The following is a 22,260-nucleotide window of genomic DNA, read 5'->3' on the forward strand; positions in this document are numbered from 1 at the left end:
AGTGGAATCAACGCAGCCCACCGCGACTGATCGTGCGTTCGTCGCGGCAGGCCAGCGGCTGACGGTCAAGGTCCCCGGTACAAGCGCCAATCTGGGCCCTGGCTACGACAGCCTTGGCCTGGCCTTGTCTATTTACGACACCTTGACGGTAGAAACCCTGAGCACCGGAGAGCTTGAATTCGAGCTCTCCGGTGAGGGCGCCGAAACCCTTCCCCGGGATTCCAGCCACCTGGTGGTGCGCGCCATTGATCTTGCCTTGGATCGCCTTGGTTACCAGCACTCCGGACTGAAAATCACCGCGGACAATGTCAATCCCCATGGTCGTGGCCTCGGATCATCGGCTTCTGCCGTAGTGGCCGCAGTGACGGCCGCCAATGCCTTGGTGCCGGAGGGATCGCGGAAGGATCGCGACTGGATCCTTCAGTTGACCAGCGAGATGGAGGGCCACCCGGACAACGTCGCACCCGCCATTTTCGGCGGACTGGCGCTGTCCTGGCAGGACAGCGAGCAGTACAGCAGTACCAAAGCGGACGTTGCTCCTTCGGTCATCCCGGTAGTCGCAGTCCCGGACTTTGAATTGTCCACGGAGACTGCACGTGGGTTACTCCCCGCTTCAGTGGGCCATCATGCTGCTGCCATGAATTCCGGACGTGCTGCACTGCTGATCCACGCGCTCACCGCGCAGCCGGCCTTTCTGTTGCCCGCTACCGAGGACTACCTCCACCAGAGCTACAGGGCACAGGCCATGCGCCCCAGCGCCGACCTCATCTCGGCTCTTCGTTCTGCCGGCCATGCGGCCGTTGTTTCCGGCGCAGGTCCCACTGTCATGGTGCTGGCCAACGGTCCTGGCGAAGCCGCCGTTGTCGAGGAATTCATTGGGTCCTACACGGAGTCCAACACACCCGGGATTGGCTGGCGCGTGATGACGCTGGCTGTGGACGTTCAAGGTGCTAGAGTGGAAGTGCACCGCCGGTAAAGCCGCGGGCAGTTCCCTGATTTTGGATCTCGGTGTTTCGCCGTACCTTTCGTCAACTGTGCCAACGTTGGTGGTGTCGTCTCTTTCCGGCCTGTCTCAGGTGCCGAGAATTCTCTCTGTTCCCTGAAAAAGCAGCCGGCTGTCCGGGTCACCGGCTCCAGTGATGACGATCAGTATCCGGCCCTGTTGGCCACAATCCATCAGGCACGGCCGAAATCACCGGCTGCAGATCTGAACTGCAGCCCAGAACAAATCATCGCGTCCAGCTCTCGCTCTGGACGCCGTCGAGGGGGAAGGATCCTTCGTGACAGAAACCACTGAGCTGGCTTCAGCTGTGGACACAACATCTTCTGCTGCTGAGTCGTCAACGGCAGCAACCACCAAGAGCAGCGGCCTTGCAGGCCTTAAGCTCGCCCAGCTTCAGGCTCTCGCGAGCCAGCTGGGCATCTCCGGGGGATCGCGGATGCGCAAGGGGGATCTGGTTACCGCCATTTCCGCCCACCGTGCCGGAACCTCCACTACCAAGGCACCTGCCAGGGGCAGTGCCCAGGCAAAGGGTTCCACCTCGGCGGCCAAGGAAGCCCCGGCAGTGGAAACCAAGGCTGCAGCGGAGACCAAGGGCAAGGCTGCCGAAAACAGTGCCGCTGCGGATGCAGCTTCCGAGGCTCCGGCCCAGGATGCTCCCCGCGGACGTGCCCGTGGCCGTAGCCGCCGCGCTACCAGCGACGGTGTCGTAGCCGCTGCTGCACCTGCCGAAAACACGGCTGCGCCTGCTGAAAACGCAGCTGCGCCGGTTGTCGAAGCTCCGGCAACGCCTGAAGCGGGGGAGACCGGCACCGAGCGTCGCCAACCCCGTACCCGCAACCGCCGCCGCGGCGAAGCTGCTGCAGCACCCGCTGAAGCAGCCGAAGCACCTGCCGCCGAGCAGCGTGAGCAGCGCACCGATCGCGCCGAGCAGCGTGAGCAGCGCACCGACCGCACGGAACAGCGTGAGCAGCGCACCGACCGCGCCGAACAGCGTGAGCAGCGCACCGACCGCACCGAGCAGCGTGAGCAGCGCACCGACCGCACCGAGCAGCCCGATTCGGGCGAGCAGCGCGAACGGCGTGAGAACACCCGTGGCCGGCGTGAGGACAACAACGACGGCGACGACACCGGCAACCGCCGCAACCGCCGCAACCGTCGTGACCGCAACGACCAGAACGACCGCAACGATCGCCGGGGAGGTCAGGACAGCCGCGACGGGAACACCCGCAGCGACCGTTTCCGCGACCGCAACGAACGTCGCCGTGGCCGCGCGCAGGGTCCGGACGTCGACGACGTCGAGGTCACCGAGGACGACGTCCTGCTGCCCGTAGCAGGCATCCTGGACGTTCTGGAGAACTACGCGTTCATCCGTACGTCCGGTTACCTCCCCGGGGCAAACGATGTCTACGTTTCCCTGGCACAGGTCAAGAAGTACAACCTCCGCAAGGGCGACGCCGTCGTCGGCGCCATCCGTGCACCCCGCGACGGCGAAGACCGCAGCCAGCAGTCAGCCCGCCAGAAGTTCAACGCGCTGGTTCGCGTCACTTCCGTCAACGGCAAGACTCCGGAAGAACTCAAGGACCGGGTCGAGTTCGCCAAGCTCGTGCCGCTGTACCCGTCCGAGCGCCTCCGCCTTGAAACTGACCCCAAGAAGATCGGCCCGCGTGTCATTGACCTCGTGGCCCCGATCGGCAAGGGCCAGCGTGGCCTGATCGTCTCCCCGCCGAAGGCCGGTAAGACGCTCATCCTGCAGTCCATCGCGAACGCCATCACCACCAACAATCCTGAGGTTCACCTCATGATGGTCCTGGTTGACGAACGTCCCGAAGAAGTTACGGACATGCAGCGCACCGTCAAGGGTGAGGTCATTGCTTCCACCTTCGACCGCCCCGCAGATGACCACACCACGGTTGCCGAACTTTCCATCGAACGCGCCAAGCGCCTCGTTGAAATGGGCATGGACGTTGTAGTCCTCCTGGACTCCATGACCCGCCTGGGCCGCGCCTACAACCTGGCAGCACCGGCCTCCGGCCGAATCCTGTCCGGTGGTGTGGACTCCGCAGCCCTGTACCCGCCCAAGCGCTTCTTCGGTGCTGCACGCAACATCGAAAACGGCGGCTCACTGACCATCCTGGCAACGGCCCTCGTCGAGACCGGCTCCAAGATGGACGAAGTGATCTTCGAAGAGTTCAAGGGCACCGGCAACATGGAGCTCCGCCTGTCCCGCCAGCTGGCAGACAAGCGCATCTTCCCGGCCGTGGACGTCAACGCGTCCGGCACGCGCCGCGAAGAGAACCTGCTCTCGCCTGAAGAAGTCAAGATCATGTGGAAGCTGCGCCGCGTCCTTTCGGGCCTGGAACAGCAGCAGAGCCTTGAGCTGCTGACCAACAAGATCCGGGAGACGCAGAGCAACGTCGAGTTCCTCATGCAGGTTCAGAAGACCACGCTCGGAGCGAAGTCGGACAACGACAAATAGCTGTGCTCTAACCGCTCAAAATATGCCGGCCGCGCCCCTACGCCGGGTAGCTTCCGATCTACGATCGAAAGCTACCCGGCTCCGGCAGGCCCGAAGCCACTCCCTGGCCGGCATATTTTGAGCGGTCCTTGTTTAAGGACTCCGTGGCCCGACACCACGTGAGGTCAGAAACGGCCCAGTGGGCCCAGGATGGGCTGTGCGTGACCCCACGATGCAGTTATTAGACTTGTAGAAGTCGAAAGAGGTTTGAAAATGTTTGAGTCCGTACAGGGATTGCTTGATGAGCATGCTGCCATCCAGGCGCAGCTGAGTGATCCTGCTGTCTATGCCGATCAGTCTGCGGCCCGGAAATTGGGGCGGCGCTCTGCCCAGCTCCAGGGCATCGTGGAGGCTTACAACAAGTGGCGCGGGCTCAATGACGATCTGGAAGCGGCCAAAGAGATGGCTGATGAAGATCCCGAATTCGCTGCGGAAGTTGTGCAGCTGGAGGAGCAGATTCCTGCGGCGCAGGAGCGTCTGCGGCGTCTGCTGATTCCGCGTGATCCTGATGATGCCCGCAACGTCATCCTCGAAGTCAAGGGCGGTGAAGGCGGCGATGAAGCTGCTTTGTTCGCCGGCGATCTTCTTCGCATGTACATGCGCTATGCCGAATCACGGGGTTGGAAGACCGAGATGATTTCAGCCACGGAGTCGGATCTTGGTGGCTACAAGGATGTTGCGGTGGCCATCAAGGGCAACTCGAACGATCCCGCACAGGGCGTTTTTGCCCGCCTGAAGTTCGAAGGCGGCGTTCACCGTGTCCAGCGCGTGCCCGTGACCGAATCGCAGGGCCGGATCCACACCTCGGCCGCCGGCGTACTGGTGCTCCCTGAAGTGGACGAGCCCGAAGAGCTCGAAATCAACCAGAACGACCTCAAGATCGATGTCTACCGGTCCTCGGGTCCGGGTGGCCAGTCCGTGAACACCACCGACTCCGCCGTACGCATCACCCACTTGCCCACGGGCATCGTGGTGGCCATGCAGAACGAGAAGTCACAGCTGCAGAACCGTGAAGCAGGCATGCGTGTCCTCCGTGCCCGCCTCCTGGCGCACCAGCAGGAACAAATCGACGCCGCCAACTCGGAGCAGCGCAAGTCGCAGATCCGTACCATGGACCGTTCGGAGCGCATCCGGACCTATAACTTCCCGGAAAACCGTATTGCGGACCACCGCACCGGGTACAAGGCATACAACCTTGATGCGGTCATGAATGGAGACCTGGAGCCCGTCATCCAGTCGGCCATCGAGGCGGACGAACAAGCACGCCTGGACGCAATCGGCGAATAGCGCCGCGCCCAGATCAACAGCAGAGTAGATCCATGACGTTTTACCAGGGCCAGAGCCTCGCGGACGCAGTTCGCGAGGCCACTGCCGTTCTCACCGACGCCGGCGTGCCAACACCACGGGTGGATGCAGAATTGCTGGCCGAACACCTCCTCGGCGGAGGACTGGGACGCCTCCGGGCCATGCTTCTGGGTGACACTGCTGCCCCAGATGGCTATGAAGAACTGGTTCGTGAGCGTGCGGGCCGCGTCCCGCTGCAGCACATCACCGGTGTCGCCTATTTCCGGTACCTTGAATTGCGCGTAGGCCCCGGCGTTTTCATACCCCGCCCGGAAACGGAATCGGTGGTCCAACTGGTCATTGACCGCCTCAAGGGAATGCCGAACCCCAAAGTGGTGGACCTTGGCACCGGATCCGGAGCAATCGCCGGCTCGATTGCCCACGAGGTGCCCGGCGCCGACGTCCATGCCGTGGAATACAGTACTTTCGCGCATGCCTGGGCTGCGAAGAACCTGGAACCACTGGGCGTCACGCTCGTACAGGGCGACCTCAGGGATGCGCTGCCCGACCACAACGGAACCTTCGACGTCGTCGTTTCCAATCCCCCCTACATTCCGGCAGAGGCGATTCCCACAGAACCGGAAGTCGCGCTGCACGACCCTCCCGAGGCACTGTACGGTGGGGGAGCGGACGGCATGGAACTCCCGACGGCGGCTGCAGCCTCTGCGGCCCGGCTCCTGAAACCTGGCGGCTACTTCGTGATGGAACACGCCGAAGTCCAGGCAGGCTGGATTGCCGGGATGCTGCAACGCACGGGACGTTGGAATGACGTCACCACACACTTCGACTTGAACGGCAAGGAACGTGCCACCAGCGCGGTGCTGGCAAGCGCCGCCTCTGATGAGTGAAAGAATAGCGCTGTGACCACAACCTACAACTGCACTTCCGATGACCAGCGGGCTGAAGGACTTCAGCACGCCCAGCGTGCCATCAGTGAGAAGAAGTGCATCGTGCTGCCGACGGACACCGTGTACGGCATTGCCGCCGACGCCTTCTCTCCCTTGGCTGTGACCATGTTGCTGGCCTCCAAGGGACGCAGCCGGCAGATGCCTCCTCCTGTCCTGATTCCCAGGATCAACGCCCTGGATGGCCTCGCTACGGACGTCCCTGCCGATGCCCGCGCGCTGGCACAGGCATTTTGGCCGGGCGGGCTGACCTTGATCCTGCACGCGCAACCGTCCTTGGATTGGGATCTGGGCGACACCAAGGGCACCGTTGCCCTGCGGATGCCCGATGACCAGATCGCGCTGGAACTTCTGGGGCTCACGGGTCCCTTGGCTGTCTCCTCGGCCAACCGCACCGGCCAGGAGGCAGCGCAGACTGCCTCCGAAGCCCGCATGCAACTGGCCGAATCCGTAGAGGTTTATCTTGAGGGCGGATTCCGGCCCGTGGAAGGTACTGCGGCGCTGCCGTCCACGATTGTGGACGCAACTGCCACCCCGTTCCGCGTAGTGCGCCAGGGAGCCATTCCCCTGGAAAGCCTCCGGGCCATAGTCCCCACCATTCTGGGCTTTGGCGAGACTGTTTCCACCGAGGTTGCGGAACCTTCAGCAGCCGATGCTGTTGCGGCGGCTCCGGAAGCGGAACAGGCTCCGGAAGCAGAAAAGGCCCCGGAAGCAGAAAAGGCTTCCGAAGTGGTTGAGACTCCGGAAGCAGCAGGTCAGGCTGCCGTAGGGATCCCGACGGCGGGCGACGCACCGGCCGAGGTGACCGGGGCCGCCGTCGTCGAAGCCGCACCCGAAGAGGCCCCGCTGCCTGCCGGCGATGGGGAACCGCAGGCCACACAAGAAGCCAAATCCGAATGATTCCGGACCGTCAGCGCGTCCCCGTCCTTGACGTCGACGCTACTCCGTTGCGCGTCAATGACCTTATTGATGCCATGGGTGGACTCATTGCTGCGGGAACCAAGAGCACGGTGCTCGGCCACAACCTGCACAGCATTACGCTGTTTCATTCCTGCCCCGATGTCCGTGCCCTCTACGGGGAAAGCTCGATCGTCCTCCTTGACGGCGCTCCGGCCACGTTGCTCTGGGGTCTCTCGCGTCGTCGCCGGCTGCCTCCGTTGGATGAGGGGGCCATGGCGTACCGGCTGGGTTCCATGGACTGGATCCCTGAGCTGGGAAAGGTCCCGGGATTGCACCGGGTTGCTGTTGTTGGTGCCGGCCGTGAGGCCAACACCGAGGCTGTTGCCCGTCTGCGGTCCATCATTCCCGGAGCCACAGTGGACGGCATGCCCGGCGAAGGTTGGGACGACGCCCTCGAGGAAGCCGTAGTGGGATGGCTGGGCACCTTCCGGCCACAACTGGTGTTGATCGGGCTGGGAATGCCGCTCCAAGAGCATGTTCTGCGTCGCAGGCTGAACGAGTTGCCGCCGGCTGTCTATTGCGCTGTCGGCGGAGCGATCGAACAGGTTGCCGGTATCCAGAAACTGGCGCCGCGTTGGTTGGGACGCTTGGGGCTCGAATGGGCCTGGCGGCTGGTCCTGCACCCGGACAGGGTTGCCTACAGGGTTTTTGTGGAGCCATGGAAGCTCGCAAGCCTGCTGGTTCGGCGCCGTATTCAACTACCCACGACCAAAGGCAAGTAAATGACGTCCCAAGCTGTCGTGGTCGCCGTTGTGGTGACCTATAACCGCCGAGAACTGCTCCAAACCACGTTGTCCGGCATCGCGGCCGGCACCCGGGTGCCGGACGCCGTCGTCGTGGTTGATAATGCCTCAACGGACGGAACCGCAGGGTTCCTCCGGGACTATCAAGGGCCGCTGGTGACGGACGTGGTTACGCTGGGCACCAATGTGGGCGGAGCCGGCGGGTTCGTGGTCGGCATGGAACGCGCGCTGCTGGATCACGGTGCGGACCACGTCTGGATCATGGACGACGACACAGAACCGCAACCGGCCGCTCTTGCCGAAGCCTTGGAGGTTTCCGCTGCCTATGAGCAGGAAACCGGAGACACGCCGGCCTTCATCGCCAGCCGCGTGGTCTGGACCGATGGCCGGGACCACCCCATGAACCGCATGCGGCCCCGGTTGGGTGCCAGCGAGGAAGCACGCAGCGCCGCCGCCCGGGTCGGTGCCACGCAGATCCGCAGTGCTTCCTTTGTGTCAGTGGTGATCCGCGCCGAGGAAATCAGGAAGCATGGGTTGCCGATCGCGGATTACTTCATCTGGAATGACGATCTTGAGTACACGGCAAGGGTCTCGCGCAAGGGAACGGCGCTGACCACCGAAGCGTCGGTGGCCAATCACCACACCAAGGTTTTCGGTGATGCCGGTGCCGACCCCGGACCCCGCTTCTACTATGAGGTTCGGAACAAGCTCTGGGTCTATACACGTTCGCGCGCCCTGGCACCGTGGGAGAAAGTCCTTTTCACCGGCGCGTCGGTGCGCAACTGGACCCGCACCATCGCAGCCTCTCCCAACCGCAAAGTCCTGCTGGGAGGGCTACTCAAAGGCCTGCGGCACAGCTTCAAAGCACCGCGCTCCAACGCTGAAGTGCTCAAGGGAATTTACGCGTTGCGGAACATTCAGGAGCCGGTCAGCTGACAGTTGCGCAGCCTTGATCCCGGCCGGGAAGGCGGGGACCAACGGCTGTGTCACAGGGGGGTCACGGCCGTTGGCATTAGTATCGTGACTAGAGTCCACAGAAATCCCGCAACATTCGGCACAGCCGGTGCAGGCATGGCGACGGAGTAGTTCCATTTATCCACAGACAGAATTCCACACCTCAAGGTGCCCGGAAACCATCGGCTTTCCCGCGACGCGCCGGCTGCGTCCGCTGGTCACCGTTTCCGGAACAGAGGGCAGGCAGCTCCCGGGAGCCGCATCATGATCATGTATCTGCTGATGGCACTCACGGCTGCCGTGGTGTCCTATGCGGGAACGTGGGGCGCCCGCGTGGCTGGAAACAAACTGCGCCTGTACCGTCCCATCCGCAGCCGCGACATGCACTCGGCCTTGATTTCCAAGCTCGGGGGGTTGGGGATCTTCGTCGGGTTCTTCGCTGCCCTGGTAGTGGCCAGCAACTCATTCTTTGTCAAGGACATCTTCAGGCACAACGATGCACCTTGGGGGATCCTGGCCGGTGCCGTGGTGATCGTCGCTGTGGGAGTGGCCGATGACATCCTGGACATCCGATGGTGGATCAAACTGCTGGGGCAGGCGGCAGCAGCCTTCATCGTGGCAATCTGGGGCGTCAGAATGTCCGTGGTGCCCTTCATCCCTGAGCCGATATTCCTGGAGTCCGAAGTAGTCCAGATCGTGCTGACTGCCGGGCTGATCGTCACCACAATGAACGCCGTCAACTTCATTGACGGCTTGGACGGACTGGCAGCGGGCGTGGCCATCATTGGCGGCGGCGCCTTCTTCCTCACCGCCTACTGGGTGCACCGGAACAATCCGTCCACGGACAACTCGGACCTCGCCACACTCCTGATGGCCATCCTGGTGGGCAGTTGCATCGGGTTCCTGCCGCACAACTGGTTTCCCGCAAAAATCTTCATGGGTGACTCGGGGGCCATGCTCATCGGCCTGCTCATGGCCTCAGCCGGCGTGGTAGCAACGGGACAGATCGGGTCCGGCCTCTATGACCGTGCCAACGGTATCCCCACCATCGTCCCGATTCTGCTGCCCTTCGCCGTCCTGTCCCTTCCCCTCCTCGATTTGGGGATGGCCGTCGTCCGAAGGACAGCCAGGGGGCAATCCCCGTGGTCGGCAGACCGCGGGCACCTCCACCACAAGCTGGTGGACCTTGGCTACTCGCACCGCACCGCCGTCGTGATGCTTTACGTCTGGACATGCATCCTGGCTTTTGGCGGCGTCGCATTCGCCGTCTTCCCGTGGCAGATTGTGCTCATCGTGATCATTGCGGCAGCCCTCATCATGGCCGCCGTGACAGCATGGCCCTACTTCACGCGTAACTCGTCGCGGCCGGGGGAGTAGTTATTACTCCTGGTTATCGTCACAGTTCTATCTCATGTAGAATTCTTACTGCGGACAGTCACTCGCCCGTATCCCCACTTTGAGAATATGGCACCTGTGCCACGAGGATTGGTATCCCCATGACATCCAACGCCGAAACCGGACGCCCGTCCGGTAAACGTGGTGTTGGAGTCTCCGGTGAGACACCGAAGCTTTGGCTTAGATTGCTCTTCTTGAGTTCCGCCGCATCTTTGGCCGGACTGGTCATTACGAGCATCGTGGCGGGATTGATCAACGGCAGCAAGGGCGCCTTCTCGGTGGTCTTTGGCGGCGGGCTCGTCATGGCCTTCTTCGCAATAAGTCTCCTGATCGGACACTTCGTTGGACGCAACAATCCTTCTGGCGCCGTTGGTCTTTTCGTAGCTACGTACTTTGTGAAGGTCGTCGGGTTCGCCATTGTGCTCTTTGCGATCGGCACCCCCGAATGGCTCCACAGTCGGTGGTTCCTCATCGGTGCGGTTGTATCCGTTGTTCTTTGGCAGGCCGCAGAAATCTACGGTTTCAGCAAGGCCCGCCTTCAGATCTACAACGATCCCGAAGAGCAGGAGGGTGGCCCGGATGTCTCCGCGTAAGCGTTATTCTCGCCCGCCTGCGCAAGCCCGGCAACCTGCAAAAGCCAATGAAACGGCGCAAGCCGGGAGCGACGGCGGATACAACGCCGGCATCGCCGTCTTCAGCTACATCGTTGGCGGGATCATTGTCTGGAGTTTGATAGGCTGGGGTCTGGATAATCTGTGGGGGACCCGCTGGATTGTGCTCCTTGGCGCTCTGCTGGGAGCCGCAGGAGGGTTCTATCTTTCCCATATGCACGGCCTCACCAGGCAAAGCTCCTCTTCTGGCGAGAGCAACGCAGACAGCGGTCCGTCCACGGACGGGGACAGTAATGCCAAATAATTTCACATGGAATGCGGATGCGTCCAACGCCGCCGGATTCCAACCAATGCCCAATGATGGACACAGCAGAGAGGAAACGCGTTGATCGCGCTTGCGCTCCCCGCCCAGGATTCGGGGTCATTCACCCCACCCGGAATCGACGAAATGCACCTGCCGGCAATCCTGCCTTGGGGTGCGCACGACGGATTCTCCAAGCAGATGCTGCTGGTGATCCTTTCGGTCGTCATTATCGCTACATTCTTCATCCTCGCTGCACGTAAGCAGCAGCTGGTTCCCGGCAAGCTGCAGTTCGCCGGTGAGATGGCCTACGGCTTCGTCCGTAACAGCATCGCCAAGGACATCATCGGCGGCAAGGACTTCATCAAGTACGTCCCGCTGCTGTTCAGCTTGTTCTTCTTCATTCTGGTGAACAACATCTACGGCGCCATTCCGGTCATCCAGCTCCCGAGCTTCTCGCACGTCGGTGGAGCTTACGTGCTGGCCGGCATCGTGTACTTCACCTGGATCATCATCGGCATCAAGAAGAACGGCCTGAAGTACTTCAAGCTGGCCACCGTTCCTTCAGGGGTTCCGTGGTACATCCTTCCGATTGTTGTACCGATCGAAATCATCTCCAACTTCCTGGTCCGCCCTGTGACGCACAGCCTCCGTCTGTTCGCGACCATGCTGGCCGGCCACTTGATCGTCATGCTCGCCGGATCCGGTATCGAGTATCTGGTCATGCAGGAAAACGTCCTCTTGAAGGGCACCTCGGTTCTGGTCCTCGTAGGCGCCGTCGCCATGTACATGCTTGAAGCTTTGATCATGGCCCTGCAGGCGTACGTGTTTACCCTGCTGACTGCGATCTACATCGAAGGCGCCTTGCACGCCGACAGCCACTAGGCACCAAAAACTTCCCCTGATGGGGATTGAAGTAAACCAAACAACCTGCCACATGGGTGGCATCTTGAAAGGAAAAAAATGGAAGGCAATCTCAACCTCGTAGGTTACGGTCTGTCCGCAATCGGCGGTGGTATCGGTGTGGGTCTCGTATTCGCGGCTTACATCAACGGTGTTGCTCGTCAGCCGGAAGCTCAGCGTGTGCTGCAGCCGATCGCGTTCCTTGGTCTGGCTCTGACCGAAGCTCTCGCCATCCTCGGCCTCGTCTTCGCTTTCGTTCTCTAGTCTTCGGATTTAGAACAAAGCGAATTCCGCAACCGAGTAGATAGGACGGGTGAAATATGAATCAGCTGATCATCTCAGCCGCCACTGAAGGCGAAGAGGCCGCCAACCCTCTCGTTCCCAATGTTTGGGAAATGGGCGTCGTCCTCGTCGGCTTTGCGGTCCTCCTGTACATCGTGGTCAAGTTCATTGTCCCGATGTTCGAGAAGACCTTCGCAGAGCGCGCCGAAGCAATTGAAGGTGGCATTGCAAAGGCCGAAGCGGCCCAGGCGGAAGCTTCTGCAGCTCTTGAAGAGTACAAGCAGCAGCTCACCGATGCCCGCGCCGAAGCCAACCGTATCCGCGAAGAAGCACGCGCCGAAGGCGCCCAGATCCTTGCGGACCTGAAGGCCAAGGCTGCAGCAGAGTCTGCACGGATCACCGAGCAGGCACACGCTGCCATCGAATCGGAGCGCCAGGCAGCTGTTGTCTCGCTTCGTTCCGAGGTAGGCACCCTGGCCACTACGCTGGCCGGCCGCATCGTTGGTGAAGCACTCACCGACGACCAGCGCGCCGCACGCGTTGTGGACCGCTTCCTTGCAGATCTGGAGACCCAGAGCGCAGGTGCAGCTAAGTAATGGCAGGTATATCGAGCGAATCGCTGACCACAGCACTGGCGCAGTTGGAAGCCAAGCTTCCCTTCGCCTCGCTGCAGTTGGCTAAGGACCTCTTCGGAATCCTGGGAACGGTGGACAGCTCGGCTGGCTTGCGCCGCGCCCTGACTGACCCGTCCCGTTCCGGTGACGAGAAGTCGGCGCTGGTCAAGCAGCTGGTTGGCGGAAAAGTCTCCGCTGATGCTGCTGAGATTGCAGGCGGATTGGCCAGCTCGCGCTGGGCATCGGCACGCGATATCGGCGATGCACTCGAGACGCTTGCCGCCACGGTTGTCATTGCCGTAGCTGAAAACAAGTCGGCCGTTTCTGCCTCCGGTATCACGGGGCTGGAAGAGCTGGAAAACGATCTGTTTGCCTTCAACCAGGCCGTCGCCTCCAGCCACGAAGTACAACGTGCTCTGTCTGAGCCGCAGGCATCGCCTGCGGCAAAGATTGCACTGGCTGAGAAGCTTGTTCCTGGCAGCAGCGAGGAAGCAAAGGTTCTCATCAGCCAGGCAGTGACGCAGCCGCGCGGTGTCAAGCCGAGCAAGCTCGTCGAGTCATTCGCCAAGCTTGCAGCCAAGCGTCAGCAGCGCTGGATTGCAACTGTCAGCGTTACCCGTCCGTTGACGGAAACGCAGGCCAGCCGTCTGCAGGCCGGGCTTGACGCCCTGTATGGCCGCGAACTGAAGGTCAACCTCAATGTTGACCCTGCACTGATCGGTGGAATCCGCGTCCAGGTAGGTGACGAAGTGCTCGACGCTTCGGTTATCGCCCGCCTGTCCGAGCTCCGCCGCCAGCTCGCTGGCTAGCGAAGACAAAGCACAACTTAACTGATATAAAACCCGGTCATCGTGAGCAACGATGATCACGAAAACAGGAGAGCAGGGACTGCAGATGGCCGAATTGACCATCAACGCCGACGACGTCCGTAATGCGTTGAACGAGTTCGCGGCGTCCTACGAACCCGGTAACGCAGAGCGCGTAGAGGTTGGTCGTGTGACCACCGCAAGTGACGGCATCGCCCGTGTTGAGGGTCTTCCCTCGGTCATGGCGAACGAGCTGCTTCGCTTCGAAGATGGCACGCTGGGCCTGGCCCAGAACCTTGACGTCCGCGAGATCGGTGTCATTATCCTCGGTGACTTCACCGGTATTGAAGAAGGCCAGGAAGTTCACCGTACCGGTGAGATCCTGTCCGTTCCGGTTGGCGACGCCTTCCTGGGTCGCGTTGTTGACCCGCTGGGCCAGCCGATCGATGACCTCGGCGAGATCAAGGCCGAAGGCACCCGTGCACTGGAACTCCAGGCACCGGGCGTTACCGAGCGCAAGTCGGTTCACGAACCGATGCAGACCGGCCTCAAGGCTATCGACGCCATGATCCCGATCGGCCGCGGCCAGCGTCAGCTGATCATTGGTGACCGCCAGACCGGTAAGACCGCCATCGCAGTGGACACCATCATCAACCAGAAGGCCAACTGGGCTTCTGGGGATGTCACCAAGCAGGTTCGTTGCGTTTACGTTGGTGTCGGCCAGAAGGCTTCCACCATCGCAGCCGTGCGCCAGACCCTTGAGGACCACGGCGCCCTGGAGTACACCACCATCGTGGCGTCTCCGGCATCTGACCCCGCCGGCTTCAAGTACCTGGCACCCTACGCAGGCTCGGCCATCGGCCAGCACTGGATGTACGGTGGCAAGCACGTCCTGGTGATCTTCGATGACCTGTCCAAGCAGGCCGAAGCCTACCGCGCCGTGTCCCTGCTGCTGCGTCGTCCGCCGGGACGCGAAGCCTACCCGGGTGACGTCTTCTACTTGCACTCCCGTCTGCTGGAGCGTTGCGCCAAGCTCTCCGACGAGCTCGGTGCAGGCTCGATGACCGGTCTTCCGATCGTCGAAACCAAGGCAAACGACGTCTCCGCTTACATCCCCACCAACGTGATCTCCATCACCGATGGGCAGATCTTCCTCCAGTCGGATCTCTTCAACGCCAACCAGCGTCCTGCTGTTGACGTTGGTGTGTCTGTCTCCCGCGTTGGTGGCGCTGCACAGGTCAAGTCCATGAAGAAGGTCTCCGGTACCTTGAAGCTGGACCTGGCGCAGTACCGCGACATGCAGGCATTCGCCATGTTCGCCTCTGACCTGGATGCTGCTTCCCGTCAGCAGCTGACCCGTGGTGCACGCCTGATGGAACTGCTGAAGCAGGGCCAGTACTCACCGTTCCCGGTTGAGAACCAGGTTGTTTCCATCTGGGCCGGTACCAAGGGTTACCTCGACGACGTTCCGGTTGAGGACATCAGCCGCTTCGAGTCCGAGTTCCTGGAGCACCTTGCGCACAAGTCCTCCATCCTGACCACGCTGGCCCAGACCAACGTCCTGGATGACGACACCGCTGCAGCCTTGACCGAAGCAATCGTTTCCTTCAAGAAGGGCTTCTTCGGAGAAGGCGACAACCACTTGGTTGGCGCCGGCCACGAAGAGCACGCAGCGATCTCCGGCGGCGACGTCGACCAGGAAAAGATCGTCAAGCAGAAGCGCTAGTTCCGATTACCTGCCCTGCCGGGGTCCGAAAGGGCCCCGGCAGGGCAGCAGATCGGGAACATAGGAAAGGATAAGTATGGGAGCCCAGATTCGGGTCTACCGTCAGAAGATCAGCTCGACGACGTCGATGCGCAAGATCTTCAAGGCGATGGAACTGATCGCTACCTCGCGCATCGGTAAGGCCCGCGCCCGCGTAGCAGCTTCACTGCCCTACGCGAACGCGATTACCCGCGCCGTTTCTGCTGTCGCAACTCAGAGCGAAATCGACCACCCGCTGACCACCGAGCCGGAGCAGATCCGCCGCGCCGCAGTCCTGATCATTACATCGGACCGTGGCCTTGCAGGATCGTATTCCGCGAGTGTGCTCAAGCAGGCTGAAGGTCTCACCGAGCTTCTTCACGCAGAAGGCAAGGAAGTCAAGGCATACCTGGTTGGCCGCAAGGCCCAGGCGTACTTCGATTTCCGCAACCGGTCATACACCCGTGTATGGACCGGTGGCACGGACGCCCCGGAATTCGAAACCGCACGGGAAGTCGGAGCTGCACTTCTCGAAGACTTCTCCACTGACTACGAAGAGGGTGGCGTGGATGAGATCCACGTCGTATATACCCGCTTCAAGTCCATGGTGACGCAGGAGCCCACGGTCATCCGTTTGCTCCCGCTCGAGGTCGTCGAAGAGGAAGCAGTTTCGGACTCCGAGCTGCTGCCGTTGTACGAGTTTGAACCGGAAACAGAGCAGGTGCTTGACGCACTGCTTCCGCGTTACATCGAGTCCCGCATCTTCGCAGCCATGCTGCAGGCCGCAGCTTCCGAGCTCGCAGCCCGCCAGCGTGCCATGAAGTCGGCCGGTGACAACGCTACGGATTTGATCAAGAAGTACACGCGCCTTCGCAACACGGCCCGCCAGGCCGAGATTACGCAGGAGCTTTCCGAAATCGTTGCCGGCGCCGACGCCCTCGCGTCCTAGCCTGCACCGGATTCGGCTCGAAGCCGCACCTGCAACAAACAGATAAACTTAACCCCACGCCATCTACTGAGTGAAGTGAGAGAGATGACTGCCACTGCTACCGAACACGTAGCAACGGCCGGTGCCACCGGCCGCATTGCCCGTGTTATTGGTCCGGTTGTCGACGTCGAATTCCCGGCTGACGCAATCCCCTCGATTTACAACGCTCTGACCACTGAGATCACTCTCAACGGCCAGACGAAGACCATCACGTTCGAGACCTCCCAGCACCTGGGTGACAACCTCGTCCGCGCCATCTCCCTGCAGGCAACCGACGGACTCGTCCGCGGCACCACCGTGCAGGACTCCGGTGCTCCGATCTCCGTGCCCGTCGGCGACGGCGTCAAGGGCCACATCTTCAACGTCCTCGGCAAGCCGCTGGACGTCGATGAGTCCGAGATCAAGGCTGACGCCTACTGGCCGATCCACCGCAAGGCTCCGGCCTTCGCCTCCCTCGAGGGCTCCACGGAGATGCTCGAGACCGGCATCAAGGTCATCGACCTTCTCACCCCGTACATCAAGGGTGGAAAGATCGGCCTGTTCGGTGGCGCCGGTGTTGGCAAGACCGTTCTGATCCAGGAAATGATCACCCGTGTTGCCCGCAACTTCGGTGGTACTTCCGTATTCGCCGGCGTTGGCGAGCGTACCCGTGAAGGTAACGACCTCTGGGTTGAAATGGAAGAGGCAGGCGTCCTCAAGGACACCGCCCTTGTGTTCGGCCAGATGGATGAGCCGCCGGGAACGCGTCTGCGCGTGGCCCTGTCGGCCCTGACCATGGCGGAGTACTTCCGCGATGTCCAGAACCAGGACGTGTTGCTCTTCATCGACAACATCTTCCGCTTCACCCAGGCAGGCTCGGAAGTTTCCACGCTGCTCGGCCGTATGCCGTCCGCCGTGGGCTACCAGCCCAACCTTGCTGACGAGATGGGTCTCCTCCAGGAGCGCATCACGTCCACCAAGGGTCACTCCATCACGTCGATGCAGGCCATTTACGTGCCGGCTGATGACTACACCGACCCGGCCCCGGCCACGACCTTCGCACACCTGGACGCGACCACGGAACTTTCCCGTGAAATCGCATCCCGTGGTCTGTACCCGGCCGTTGACCCGCTGACGTCGACCTCCCGCATCCTGGATCCCCAGTACATCGGCAAGGACCACTACAACACGGCTGTCCGTGTTAAGCAGATCCTGCAGAAGAACAAGGAACTCCAGGACATCATCGCCATTCTCGGTGTTGACGAACTCTCTGAAGAGGACAAGATCGTCGTGTCGCGTGCACGTCGTATCCAGCAGTTCCTCTCCCAGAACACCTACACCGCCAAGCAGTTCACCGGCGTCGAGGGCTCCACCGTGTCCATCAAGGACACCGTGGAAGGCTTCACCGCCATCTGCGACGGCGAGCTGGACCACATCGCAGAGCAGGCGTTCTTCAACGTCGGTGGCCTGGATGACGTCGAGCGTCAGTGGGCCAAGATCCAGGAACAGACCAAGTAGTATGGCTGAGCTCGAGGTTGAGATTGTCGCAGCGGACCACTTCGTGTGGTCCGGCGCGGCCAAGATGGTGAAGGCCCGCACCAGCGATGGTGAAATCGGAATCCTGCCGGGCCACTCGCCCCTTCTGGCCATCCTGGCCGAGGGCGAGCTGGCAATCCAGCCGGTTTCCGGTGACCGTATTGCGGTAGTGGTCGACGGCGGGTTCTTCTCCGTTGACAACGATCGCGTGGTCATTGTTGCTGACAACGCCAAATTGGGCGAAGCGGCTACAGCGGGGATCCGATAGCACGACCTTGATGGACGATTCCCTTATTCCGTTCATCGCCCTGGCAACAGCGTTTACGTTGCTGATCATTTCACTGTGCCTGTTCGGGGTGCGCCGCTTCAACCTGCGGCGTGCCCTGGGCACGGTAGACGCCTCCATTTGCATGGCTGGAAACAGCTGGCAGATGGGGGTTTGTCGTTATCAGGACAATGAGCTGGAGTGGTTCCGCTTGATGTCCCTGAGCGTGATCCCCAAGCATAAATTCACACGCAGTTCGCTTGAACTGCTGGGCCGCCGACAACCCACGGAAGACGAACTCGTCAGGGTACAGCCCGGCGTCGTAGTGGTTGAACTGCAGTACGAAGGCTCGAAGTTCATGCTTGCCATGAATTTCGACGCGTATGCAGGCTTGTCATCCTGGCTGGAGGCCGGTCCGGTCGTCGGCGTTGGCACCTGGCGTTAGGCGCCATGGATCTATTTTCCGACCTCAGCCTGGTGGATGGTCCGTTCCTCTGGTTCAGCATCGCTTGCGGTGCTGCCGGCGGGGCGTACCTTCTATGGAGGCGTGGTCGTTCGTGGCCGCTGGTGGTCGTAGCTGCGTTGGCGGTTTCCATCGGCATTGTTGCCCTGGTTCACTGGATCCTGGTGGACCTCATGGCCACCTTTTCCGAGAACCTGCCTTTTGAAACGCTGGCTTGGTCGGTGCCGGCCGTCGCTGCCATCCTCCTCTGCGCAGTTCGCCTTCCCCGCAGCAGGGTCCGGGGGCGCACGTTCAGCGTCCTGGCGATGCTGGGAGTAGTCCTCCTCAGCGCAGTCCAGGTGAATCTCTATTTTGGGCTGAACAATTCGGTAGCAGATTTGCTGGGTACAGCAGTGGCCCGCATCCAACCATTGGAGGCCGGTCTCCAACGGAGCCCGGGAGCAAAGCCCGGTCCGTTGCCTGCAGCCTGGAAATCACCGGACTCCATGCCGGCGGGCGGGATGCTGCGCAAAGCACAAATTCCAGGAACCATCTCCGGATTTACTGCACGGGATGCGTATATTTATCTTCCCCCTGCCTACCTGACCGATGCCCGCCCTGCGCTGCCTGTGCTGGTCCTGTTTTCCGGGCAACCCGGTGGCCCGGCCGACTGGCTGACTGGCGGGCAGCTCCGTACGCAGCTGGACCGTTTCGCCGAAGCGCACCATGGAATTGCCCCTGTCACGGTGGTGGTGGATCCCAACGGCTCGAGCAGCGCCAACACCATGTGCATGGATAGCTTGATTGCCCCTGCGGACACCTATCTTTCCCAGGATGTTCCTGCGTGGATCCACTCCACCCTTGACGTTTCGCCTGACCCCAAACAATGGGCAGTAGGTGGTTTCTCGTTCGGAGGCACATGCGCCCTGCAGATGGGTACTGCCCACCCGGAGCTCTTTCCTACAGTGTTGGCGTTTTCCGCGGAACGGGAACCGGCCTTGGCCAAGGATCGAAACAAGACCATTCAGGACTCGTTCGACGGCGATGTGGCGGCTTTCGAGTCCAAGACCCCTTTGGTGCTTCTGCAGGAGCGCAACTTCGGGGGAAACGGCGTCTACCTCACCGCTGGTGAAACCGACCACGAATTCACCGACTACATGCATGAACTCGCAGGGGCGACAAAGACGGCGGGCTTCACAACCGAGGAACATTCCATTCGGCACGCCGGGCATTCCTGGGATGCCGTTGTCCGGGGGATGCCGGGAGCATTGGACTTCCTCGCAGATCGCTGGGGGTTGACGCGGTGAGCCTTGCCATCAACGGTGTGATCAAGCCTGCGTTGCAGCAGGCAGGGAGGCACCTTCGGGCGACGCCGTTCACCCTGGTGGTGCTGGCTTTGTTTGTCATATTGTCCCTTGCCTCCGCCAGCTTCCTGTCTGGTCCACCGGAGCCGTGGCTGGCCTTTGCCGGGGTGTCCCTGGATGGCCTGCGGTCCGGTGAATGGTGGTCCATCTGGACGTCATTGTTTTTCACCACCAACCCCTTGGCTTATGTCACAGCCATCCTGATGTTCCTGTTCCTCCTGGGCCTGGCCGAGCGGCGTCTGGGATCGCTCAGGACAGCAGGCGTGTTCCTGGGCAGCCAGTTTGCCTGTGTGACCGCTTTCCTCCTGGTCACCCAGGTGGCGCAGTATTCCGATGATGGCTGGTTGTCGCGAATGGCCGATACCCGGCTGATAGGCCCCTATGGCGCGGTTTTGGGCACTGCGCTGGCTGCCAGCGCGCTGCTTCCCACCTTGTGGCAACGGCGCTTGCGCACGGTGGCTATCTCGGTGTCGTTGCTTCTGGTCTTGTATGTTGGCCATGCCGAGACCGTCGTGGGTTTCCTGGGGGCTCTGATCGGCCTTGCCGCGGGGTGGTGGATGCAAAGCAGCAACGGGCATCTTTATCTGCATCGCTCCACGGGCAGGGAGGTCAGGAACCTTCTTGCCCTGACGATGGCAATCTTTGCTGTTGGCCCCATAGTGACCGCAGCTGCCAAGAGTCCTTCCGGTCCCCTCGCGTTGTTGCGCGACGTCATCTTGAATCCCTTGCCTACGTTGAGCCAGCTGGAAAGCAACTGCGGGGGAACCATTGATGTGGCGTGTTTGGAAGTGGGCCGACAGGCCTATACGGGGCCATTCGGTTTGGCGCTTGCCGTCGTGCCGGTAGTGCTGCTGCTCATTTGTGCTGACGGTATGCGCCGTGGTCGTCGGCTTGCTGTGGGGATTGCGATCAGTGTCCAACTGGTGGTGGTCGCGTTGTCGGCAATTTACCTGGGTCTCTTCGCCGGGATGCCGAGGCTCCAGGGACGTCCGCACGTGCCCATGTTGAACACGGCTGTAGTTCATCTCCTGCCCCTGGTTCTGGTGCCGCTGGTGTTGGCGGTGCTTCTCTTTGCCTACCGCGGCCACTTCCGGGTGGTGTCGTCGGACCGCCTGAGGCGACGGATTTTTTGGCTGGTGGGCCTGACCGGGGCCGGCCTTGGCCTCGCCTATACGCTGGTGTGGCTGGCATCCGGTGGCATGGACCGCGACGACGGCTTGCTGGGCCTGGCTTCTGAGCTTGCCAGGCAGTATCTTCCGGTCCCGCTACCGGGCGTTTACCGGAAGGTCTTCGCTGAACGTGATGTGGTGGAGGTTTTCCTCTTCTCCTACTCCGGCACTGTTTTCTGGCTGGTGGCACTCGCAGGCGTGTGGATCCTGCTGATTCGTGGGCACCATTCCGGTGGGCTCGATCATCAATCCCGTGAGAGGGCCAGGTCCTTGGTGAAGGCAGGGGGCGACTCCCTGTCGTGGATGGCCCTCTGGGAGTCCAACAAGTACTGGTTCAACGCTGAAGGAACAGGGGGAGTGGCGTACCAGGTCCACGGCCATGTGGCCTTGACCATGGCTGGTCCCTTTGGGCCCGCTGTCCACCATCTCGACACTGCCAGGGGCTTCCTCGATTACTGTTCCCAGCAGGCGTTGATACCCTGCCTCTACTCGTGCACCGATGAATTGTGGCCCATGCTCAGCGCGCGCGGTTTCCGCAGGGTCTCGGTGGCCCAGGAAACCCGTCTGCGGATCAGGGACCTTGAGTTCCGCGGCAAGGAATGGCAGAACGTCAGGACATCGCTGAACCGTGCCAGGAAGCTTGGTATCACCGCCATTTGGGGCCGCTACTCCGAACTTCCCCCCGGCGTGCGCTCCCAGATCTCAGAAGTCTCCGAAGAGTGGGCCGCGCAGAAGAAGATCCCGGAAATGGGTTTCACTTTGGGTGGCTTGGACGAAGTGGAGGACGATGACGTCCTTTGCTGCGCCGCTGTGGATGATGCCGGCTTCGTGTACGGGGTCACCAGTTGGCTTCCGGTCCATGAAGATGGCCGGGTAGTCAGTTGGACATTGGACTTCATGAGGCGCCGGGGTGACTCCTTCCCTGGAGTCATGGAGTTCCTCATTGCCTCCGCCATCCTCCACCTGCGCAGTTCCGTGGAGGTTATCTCGTTGTCGGGCTCGCCTTTGGCCCGGGAGAAGGGCGAAATCGAACAGCAGGCAGAGGGCTTGGCAGGAATTCTTGATGCGGTTGGGCAAGCACTGGAACCAGTTTATGGATTCAGGTCCTTGGCTTCCTTTAAGTCGCGTTTCCAGCCGGAGTACCGAACGTTGTACATGTATTACCAGGACCCGCTGCACCTTCCTGCAATGGGCCGTGCACTCACCCGGGCCTATCTTCCGGGATTGTCCGTGCGGCATTCTGCGCGGTTGCTCCGAACCCTTGTTGCCTGAATAGGCAAGGGCCATTCAGAACCGCGGTTTCTGCTTTCTTCACGGTTAGTCACAGTAGTTGTTGGAATATCAGACATTACTGTCCTTAAACACGTTGACCCCGGCATGAAAGCCGGGGTCAACGTGTTTGTTGAATCTGCAACCAGCAGAATTCAACGGGTAAGA

21 protein-coding genes are annotated in these 22,260 nt (G+C 61.3%); all 21 read left to right on the top strand.

Going from position 1 to position 22,260, the window contains the following annotated elements; genetic code table 11:
- Position 1 precedes the first annotated feature (1 nt).
- The gene (thrB, locus tag BLQ01_RS03725) at positions 2-976 is read left to right on the top strand and encodes a homoserine kinase (protein WP_026540128.1); all 975 of its coding nucleotides are present in this window, start codon (positions 2-4) and stop codon (positions 974-976) included.
- Positions 977-1,280: 304 nt separating this feature from the next.
- Entirely contained in the window at positions 1,281-3,479 is a 2,199-nt protein-coding gene (gene rho / locus BLQ01_RS03730) for a transcription termination factor Rho (protein ID WP_091550162.1), read from the top strand.
- Positions 3,480-3,731: 252 nt separating this feature from the next.
- Complete coding sequence (prfA, locus tag BLQ01_RS03735; protein WP_014922181.1) at positions 3,732-4,805, top strand: peptide chain release factor 1; 1,074 nt, start codon at positions 3,732-3,734, stop codon at positions 4,803-4,805.
- Positions 4,806-4,837: 32 nt separating this feature from the next.
- Positions 4,838-5,710: a peptide chain release factor N(5)-glutamine methyltransferase gene (prmC, locus tag BLQ01_RS03740; protein ID WP_091550163.1), complete on the top strand. Its 873-nt coding sequence runs from the start codon at positions 4,838-4,840 to the stop codon at positions 5,708-5,710.
- Positions 5,711-5,722: 12 nt separating this feature from the next.
- Entirely contained in the window at positions 5,723-6,667 is a 945-nt protein-coding gene (locus tag BLQ01_RS03745; protein ID WP_254779200.1) for an L-threonylcarbamoyladenylate synthase, read from the top strand.
- Positions 6,664-7,449 carry a WecB/TagA/CpsF family glycosyltransferase gene (locus tag BLQ01_RS03750; protein WP_091550165.1) on the top strand — a complete coding sequence of 262 codons (786 nt, stop codon included), beginning with the start codon at positions 6,664-6,666 and terminating at the stop codon, positions 7,447-7,449. The genes BLQ01_RS03745 and BLQ01_RS03750 overlap by 4 nt, the downstream gene beginning before the upstream one ends.
- Positions 7,450-8,406, top strand: a complete 957-nt coding sequence (locus BLQ01_RS03755; RefSeq protein WP_026546116.1) for a glycosyltransferase — start codon at positions 7,450-7,452, stop codon at positions 8,404-8,406.
- Positions 8,407-8,688: 282 nt separating this feature from the next.
- Positions 8,689-9,801: an MraY family glycosyltransferase gene (locus tag BLQ01_RS03760; RefSeq protein WP_026540134.1), complete on the top strand. Its 1,113-nt coding sequence runs from the start codon at positions 8,689-8,691 to the stop codon at positions 9,799-9,801.
- Between the two features lie 119 nt (positions 9,802-9,920).
- Positions 9,921-10,412 carry a Cg1360 family ATP-synthase-associated protein gene (locus tag BLQ01_RS03765; RefSeq protein ID WP_091550167.1) on the top strand — a complete coding sequence of 164 codons (492 nt, stop codon included), beginning with the start codon at positions 9,921-9,923 and terminating at the stop codon, positions 10,410-10,412.
- The gene (locus BLQ01_RS22505; RefSeq protein ID WP_026540136.1) at positions 10,399-10,734 is read left to right on the top strand and encodes a hypothetical protein; all 336 of its coding nucleotides are present in this window, start codon (positions 10,399-10,401) and stop codon (positions 10,732-10,734) included. Before BLQ01_RS03765 ends, BLQ01_RS22505 begins: the two co-directional genes overlap by 14 nt.
- A gap of 81 nt (positions 10,735-10,815) precedes the next feature.
- On the top strand, positions 10,816-11,616 hold the full coding sequence (gene atpB, locus BLQ01_RS03775; RefSeq protein ID WP_026540137.1) for a F0F1 ATP synthase subunit A: 801 nt from the start codon (positions 10,816-10,818) through the stop codon (positions 11,614-11,616).
- A 78-nt stretch (positions 11,617-11,694) separates the two neighbouring features.
- The gene (gene atpE / locus BLQ01_RS03780) at positions 11,695-11,898 is read left to right on the top strand and encodes an ATP synthase F0 subunit C (RefSeq protein WP_009356484.1); all 204 of its coding nucleotides are present in this window, start codon (positions 11,695-11,697) and stop codon (positions 11,896-11,898) included.
- A 56-nt stretch (positions 11,899-11,954) separates the two neighbouring features.
- Positions 11,955-12,512 carry a F0F1 ATP synthase subunit B gene (locus BLQ01_RS03785; RefSeq protein WP_026540138.1) on the top strand — a complete coding sequence of 186 codons (558 nt, stop codon included), beginning with the start codon at positions 11,955-11,957 and terminating at the stop codon, positions 12,510-12,512.
- Positions 12,512-13,339 (top strand): F0F1 ATP synthase subunit delta, encoded by an 828-nt coding sequence (locus tag BLQ01_RS03790; RefSeq protein ID WP_026540139.1) that lies wholly within the window; start codon positions 12,512-12,514, stop codon positions 13,337-13,339. The genes BLQ01_RS03785 and BLQ01_RS03790 overlap by 1 nt, the downstream gene beginning before the upstream one ends.
- Positions 13,340-13,424: 85 nt before the next feature.
- Positions 13,425-15,062: a F0F1 ATP synthase subunit alpha gene (gene atpA, locus BLQ01_RS03795; RefSeq protein ID WP_026540140.1), complete on the top strand. Its 1,638-nt coding sequence runs from the start codon at positions 13,425-13,427 to the stop codon at positions 15,060-15,062.
- A 76-nt stretch (positions 15,063-15,138) separates the two neighbouring features.
- Positions 15,139-16,029, top strand: a complete 891-nt coding sequence (locus tag BLQ01_RS03800; protein ID WP_026540141.1) for a F0F1 ATP synthase subunit gamma — start codon at positions 15,139-15,141, stop codon at positions 16,027-16,029.
- Positions 16,030-16,113: 84 nt separating this feature from the next.
- On the top strand, positions 16,114-17,565 hold the full coding sequence (gene atpD, locus BLQ01_RS03805) for a F0F1 ATP synthase subunit beta (protein ID WP_026540142.1): 1,452 nt from the start codon (positions 16,114-16,116) through the stop codon (positions 17,563-17,565).
- Between the two features lies 1 nt (position 17,566).
- Positions 17,567-17,851, top strand: coding sequence for a F0F1 ATP synthase subunit epsilon (locus tag BLQ01_RS03810; protein ID WP_026540143.1), 285 nt, complete (start codon positions 17,567-17,569; stop codon positions 17,849-17,851).
- A 10-nt stretch (positions 17,852-17,861) separates the two neighbouring features.
- The gene (locus tag BLQ01_RS03815; RefSeq protein WP_026540144.1) at positions 17,862-18,293 is read left to right on the top strand and encodes a DUF2550 domain-containing protein; all 432 of its coding nucleotides are present in this window, start codon (positions 17,862-17,864) and stop codon (positions 18,291-18,293) included.
- Positions 18,294-18,298: 5 nt separating this feature from the next.
- Positions 18,299-19,597 (top strand): alpha/beta hydrolase, encoded by a 1,299-nt coding sequence (locus BLQ01_RS03820; RefSeq protein ID WP_091550168.1) that lies wholly within the window; start codon positions 18,299-18,301, stop codon positions 19,595-19,597.
- Positions 19,579-22,095 (top strand): DUF2156 domain-containing protein, encoded by a 2,517-nt coding sequence (locus BLQ01_RS03825; RefSeq protein ID WP_091550170.1) that lies wholly within the window; start codon positions 19,579-19,581, stop codon positions 22,093-22,095. The genes BLQ01_RS03820 and BLQ01_RS03825 overlap by 19 nt, the downstream gene beginning before the upstream one ends.
- Positions 22,096-22,260 lie beyond the last annotated feature (165 nt).

It is taken from the genome of Arthrobacter sp. UNCCL28 (assembly GCF_900102805.1).
GTDB classification, from domain to species: domain Bacteria; phylum Actinomycetota; class Actinomycetes; order Actinomycetales; family Micrococcaceae; genus Arthrobacter; species Arthrobacter nicotinovorans_A.

Excerpts from the sequence above, each read along its gene's own strand:
- BLQ01_RS03765 (WP_091550167.1), top strand. The coding sequence starts at position 9,921 with ATGACATCCAACGCCGAAACCGGACGCCCGTCCGGTAAACGTGGTGTT.
- BLQ01_RS03815 (WP_026540144.1), top strand. The coding sequence starts at position 17,862 with ATGGACGATTCCCTTATTCCGTTCATCGCCCTGGCAACAGCGTTTACG.
- BLQ01_RS03760 (WP_026540134.1), top strand. The coding sequence starts at position 8,689 with ATGATCATGTATCTGCTGATGGCACTCACGGCTGCCGTGGTGTCCTAT.
- BLQ01_RS03820 (WP_091550168.1), top strand. The coding sequence starts at position 18,299 with ATGGATCTATTTTCCGACCTCAGCCTGGTGGATGGTCCGTTCCTCTGG.
- BLQ01_RS03750 (WP_091550165.1), top strand. The coding sequence starts at position 6,664 with ATGATTCCGGACCGTCAGCGCGTCCCCGTCCTTGACGTCGACGCTACT.
- BLQ01_RS03810 (WP_026540143.1), top strand. The coding sequence starts at position 17,567 with ATGGCTGAGCTCGAGGTTGAGATTGTCGCAGCGGACCACTTCGTGTGG.
- prmC (WP_091550163.1), top strand. The coding sequence starts at position 4,838 with ATGACGTTTTACCAGGGCCAGAGCCTCGCGGACGCAGTTCGCGAGGCC.
- BLQ01_RS03755 (WP_026546116.1), top strand. The coding sequence starts at position 7,450 with ATGACGTCCCAAGCTGTCGTGGTCGCCGTTGTGGTGACCTATAACCGC.
- atpE (WP_009356484.1), top strand. The coding sequence starts at position 11,695 with ATGGAAGGCAATCTCAACCTCGTAGGTTACGGTCTGTCCGCAATCGGC.
- atpA (WP_026540140.1), top strand. The coding sequence starts at position 13,425 with ATGGCCGAATTGACCATCAACGCCGACGACGTCCGTAATGCGTTGAAC.
- BLQ01_RS03800 (WP_026540141.1), top strand. The coding sequence starts at position 15,139 with ATGGGAGCCCAGATTCGGGTCTACCGTCAGAAGATCAGCTCGACGACG.
- BLQ01_RS03785 (WP_026540138.1), top strand. The coding sequence starts at position 11,955 with ATGAATCAGCTGATCATCTCAGCCGCCACTGAAGGCGAAGAGGCCGCC.
- BLQ01_RS03790 (WP_026540139.1), top strand. The coding sequence starts at position 12,512 with ATGGCAGGTATATCGAGCGAATCGCTGACCACAGCACTGGCGCAGTTG.
- atpD (WP_026540142.1), top strand. The coding sequence starts at position 16,114 with ATGACTGCCACTGCTACCGAACACGTAGCAACGGCCGGTGCCACCGGC.
- prfA (WP_014922181.1), top strand. The coding sequence starts at position 3,732 with ATGTTTGAGTCCGTACAGGGATTGCTTGATGAGCATGCTGCCATCCAG.
- BLQ01_RS22505 (WP_026540136.1), top strand. The coding sequence starts at position 10,399 with ATGTCTCCGCGTAAGCGTTATTCTCGCCCGCCTGCGCAAGCCCGGCAA.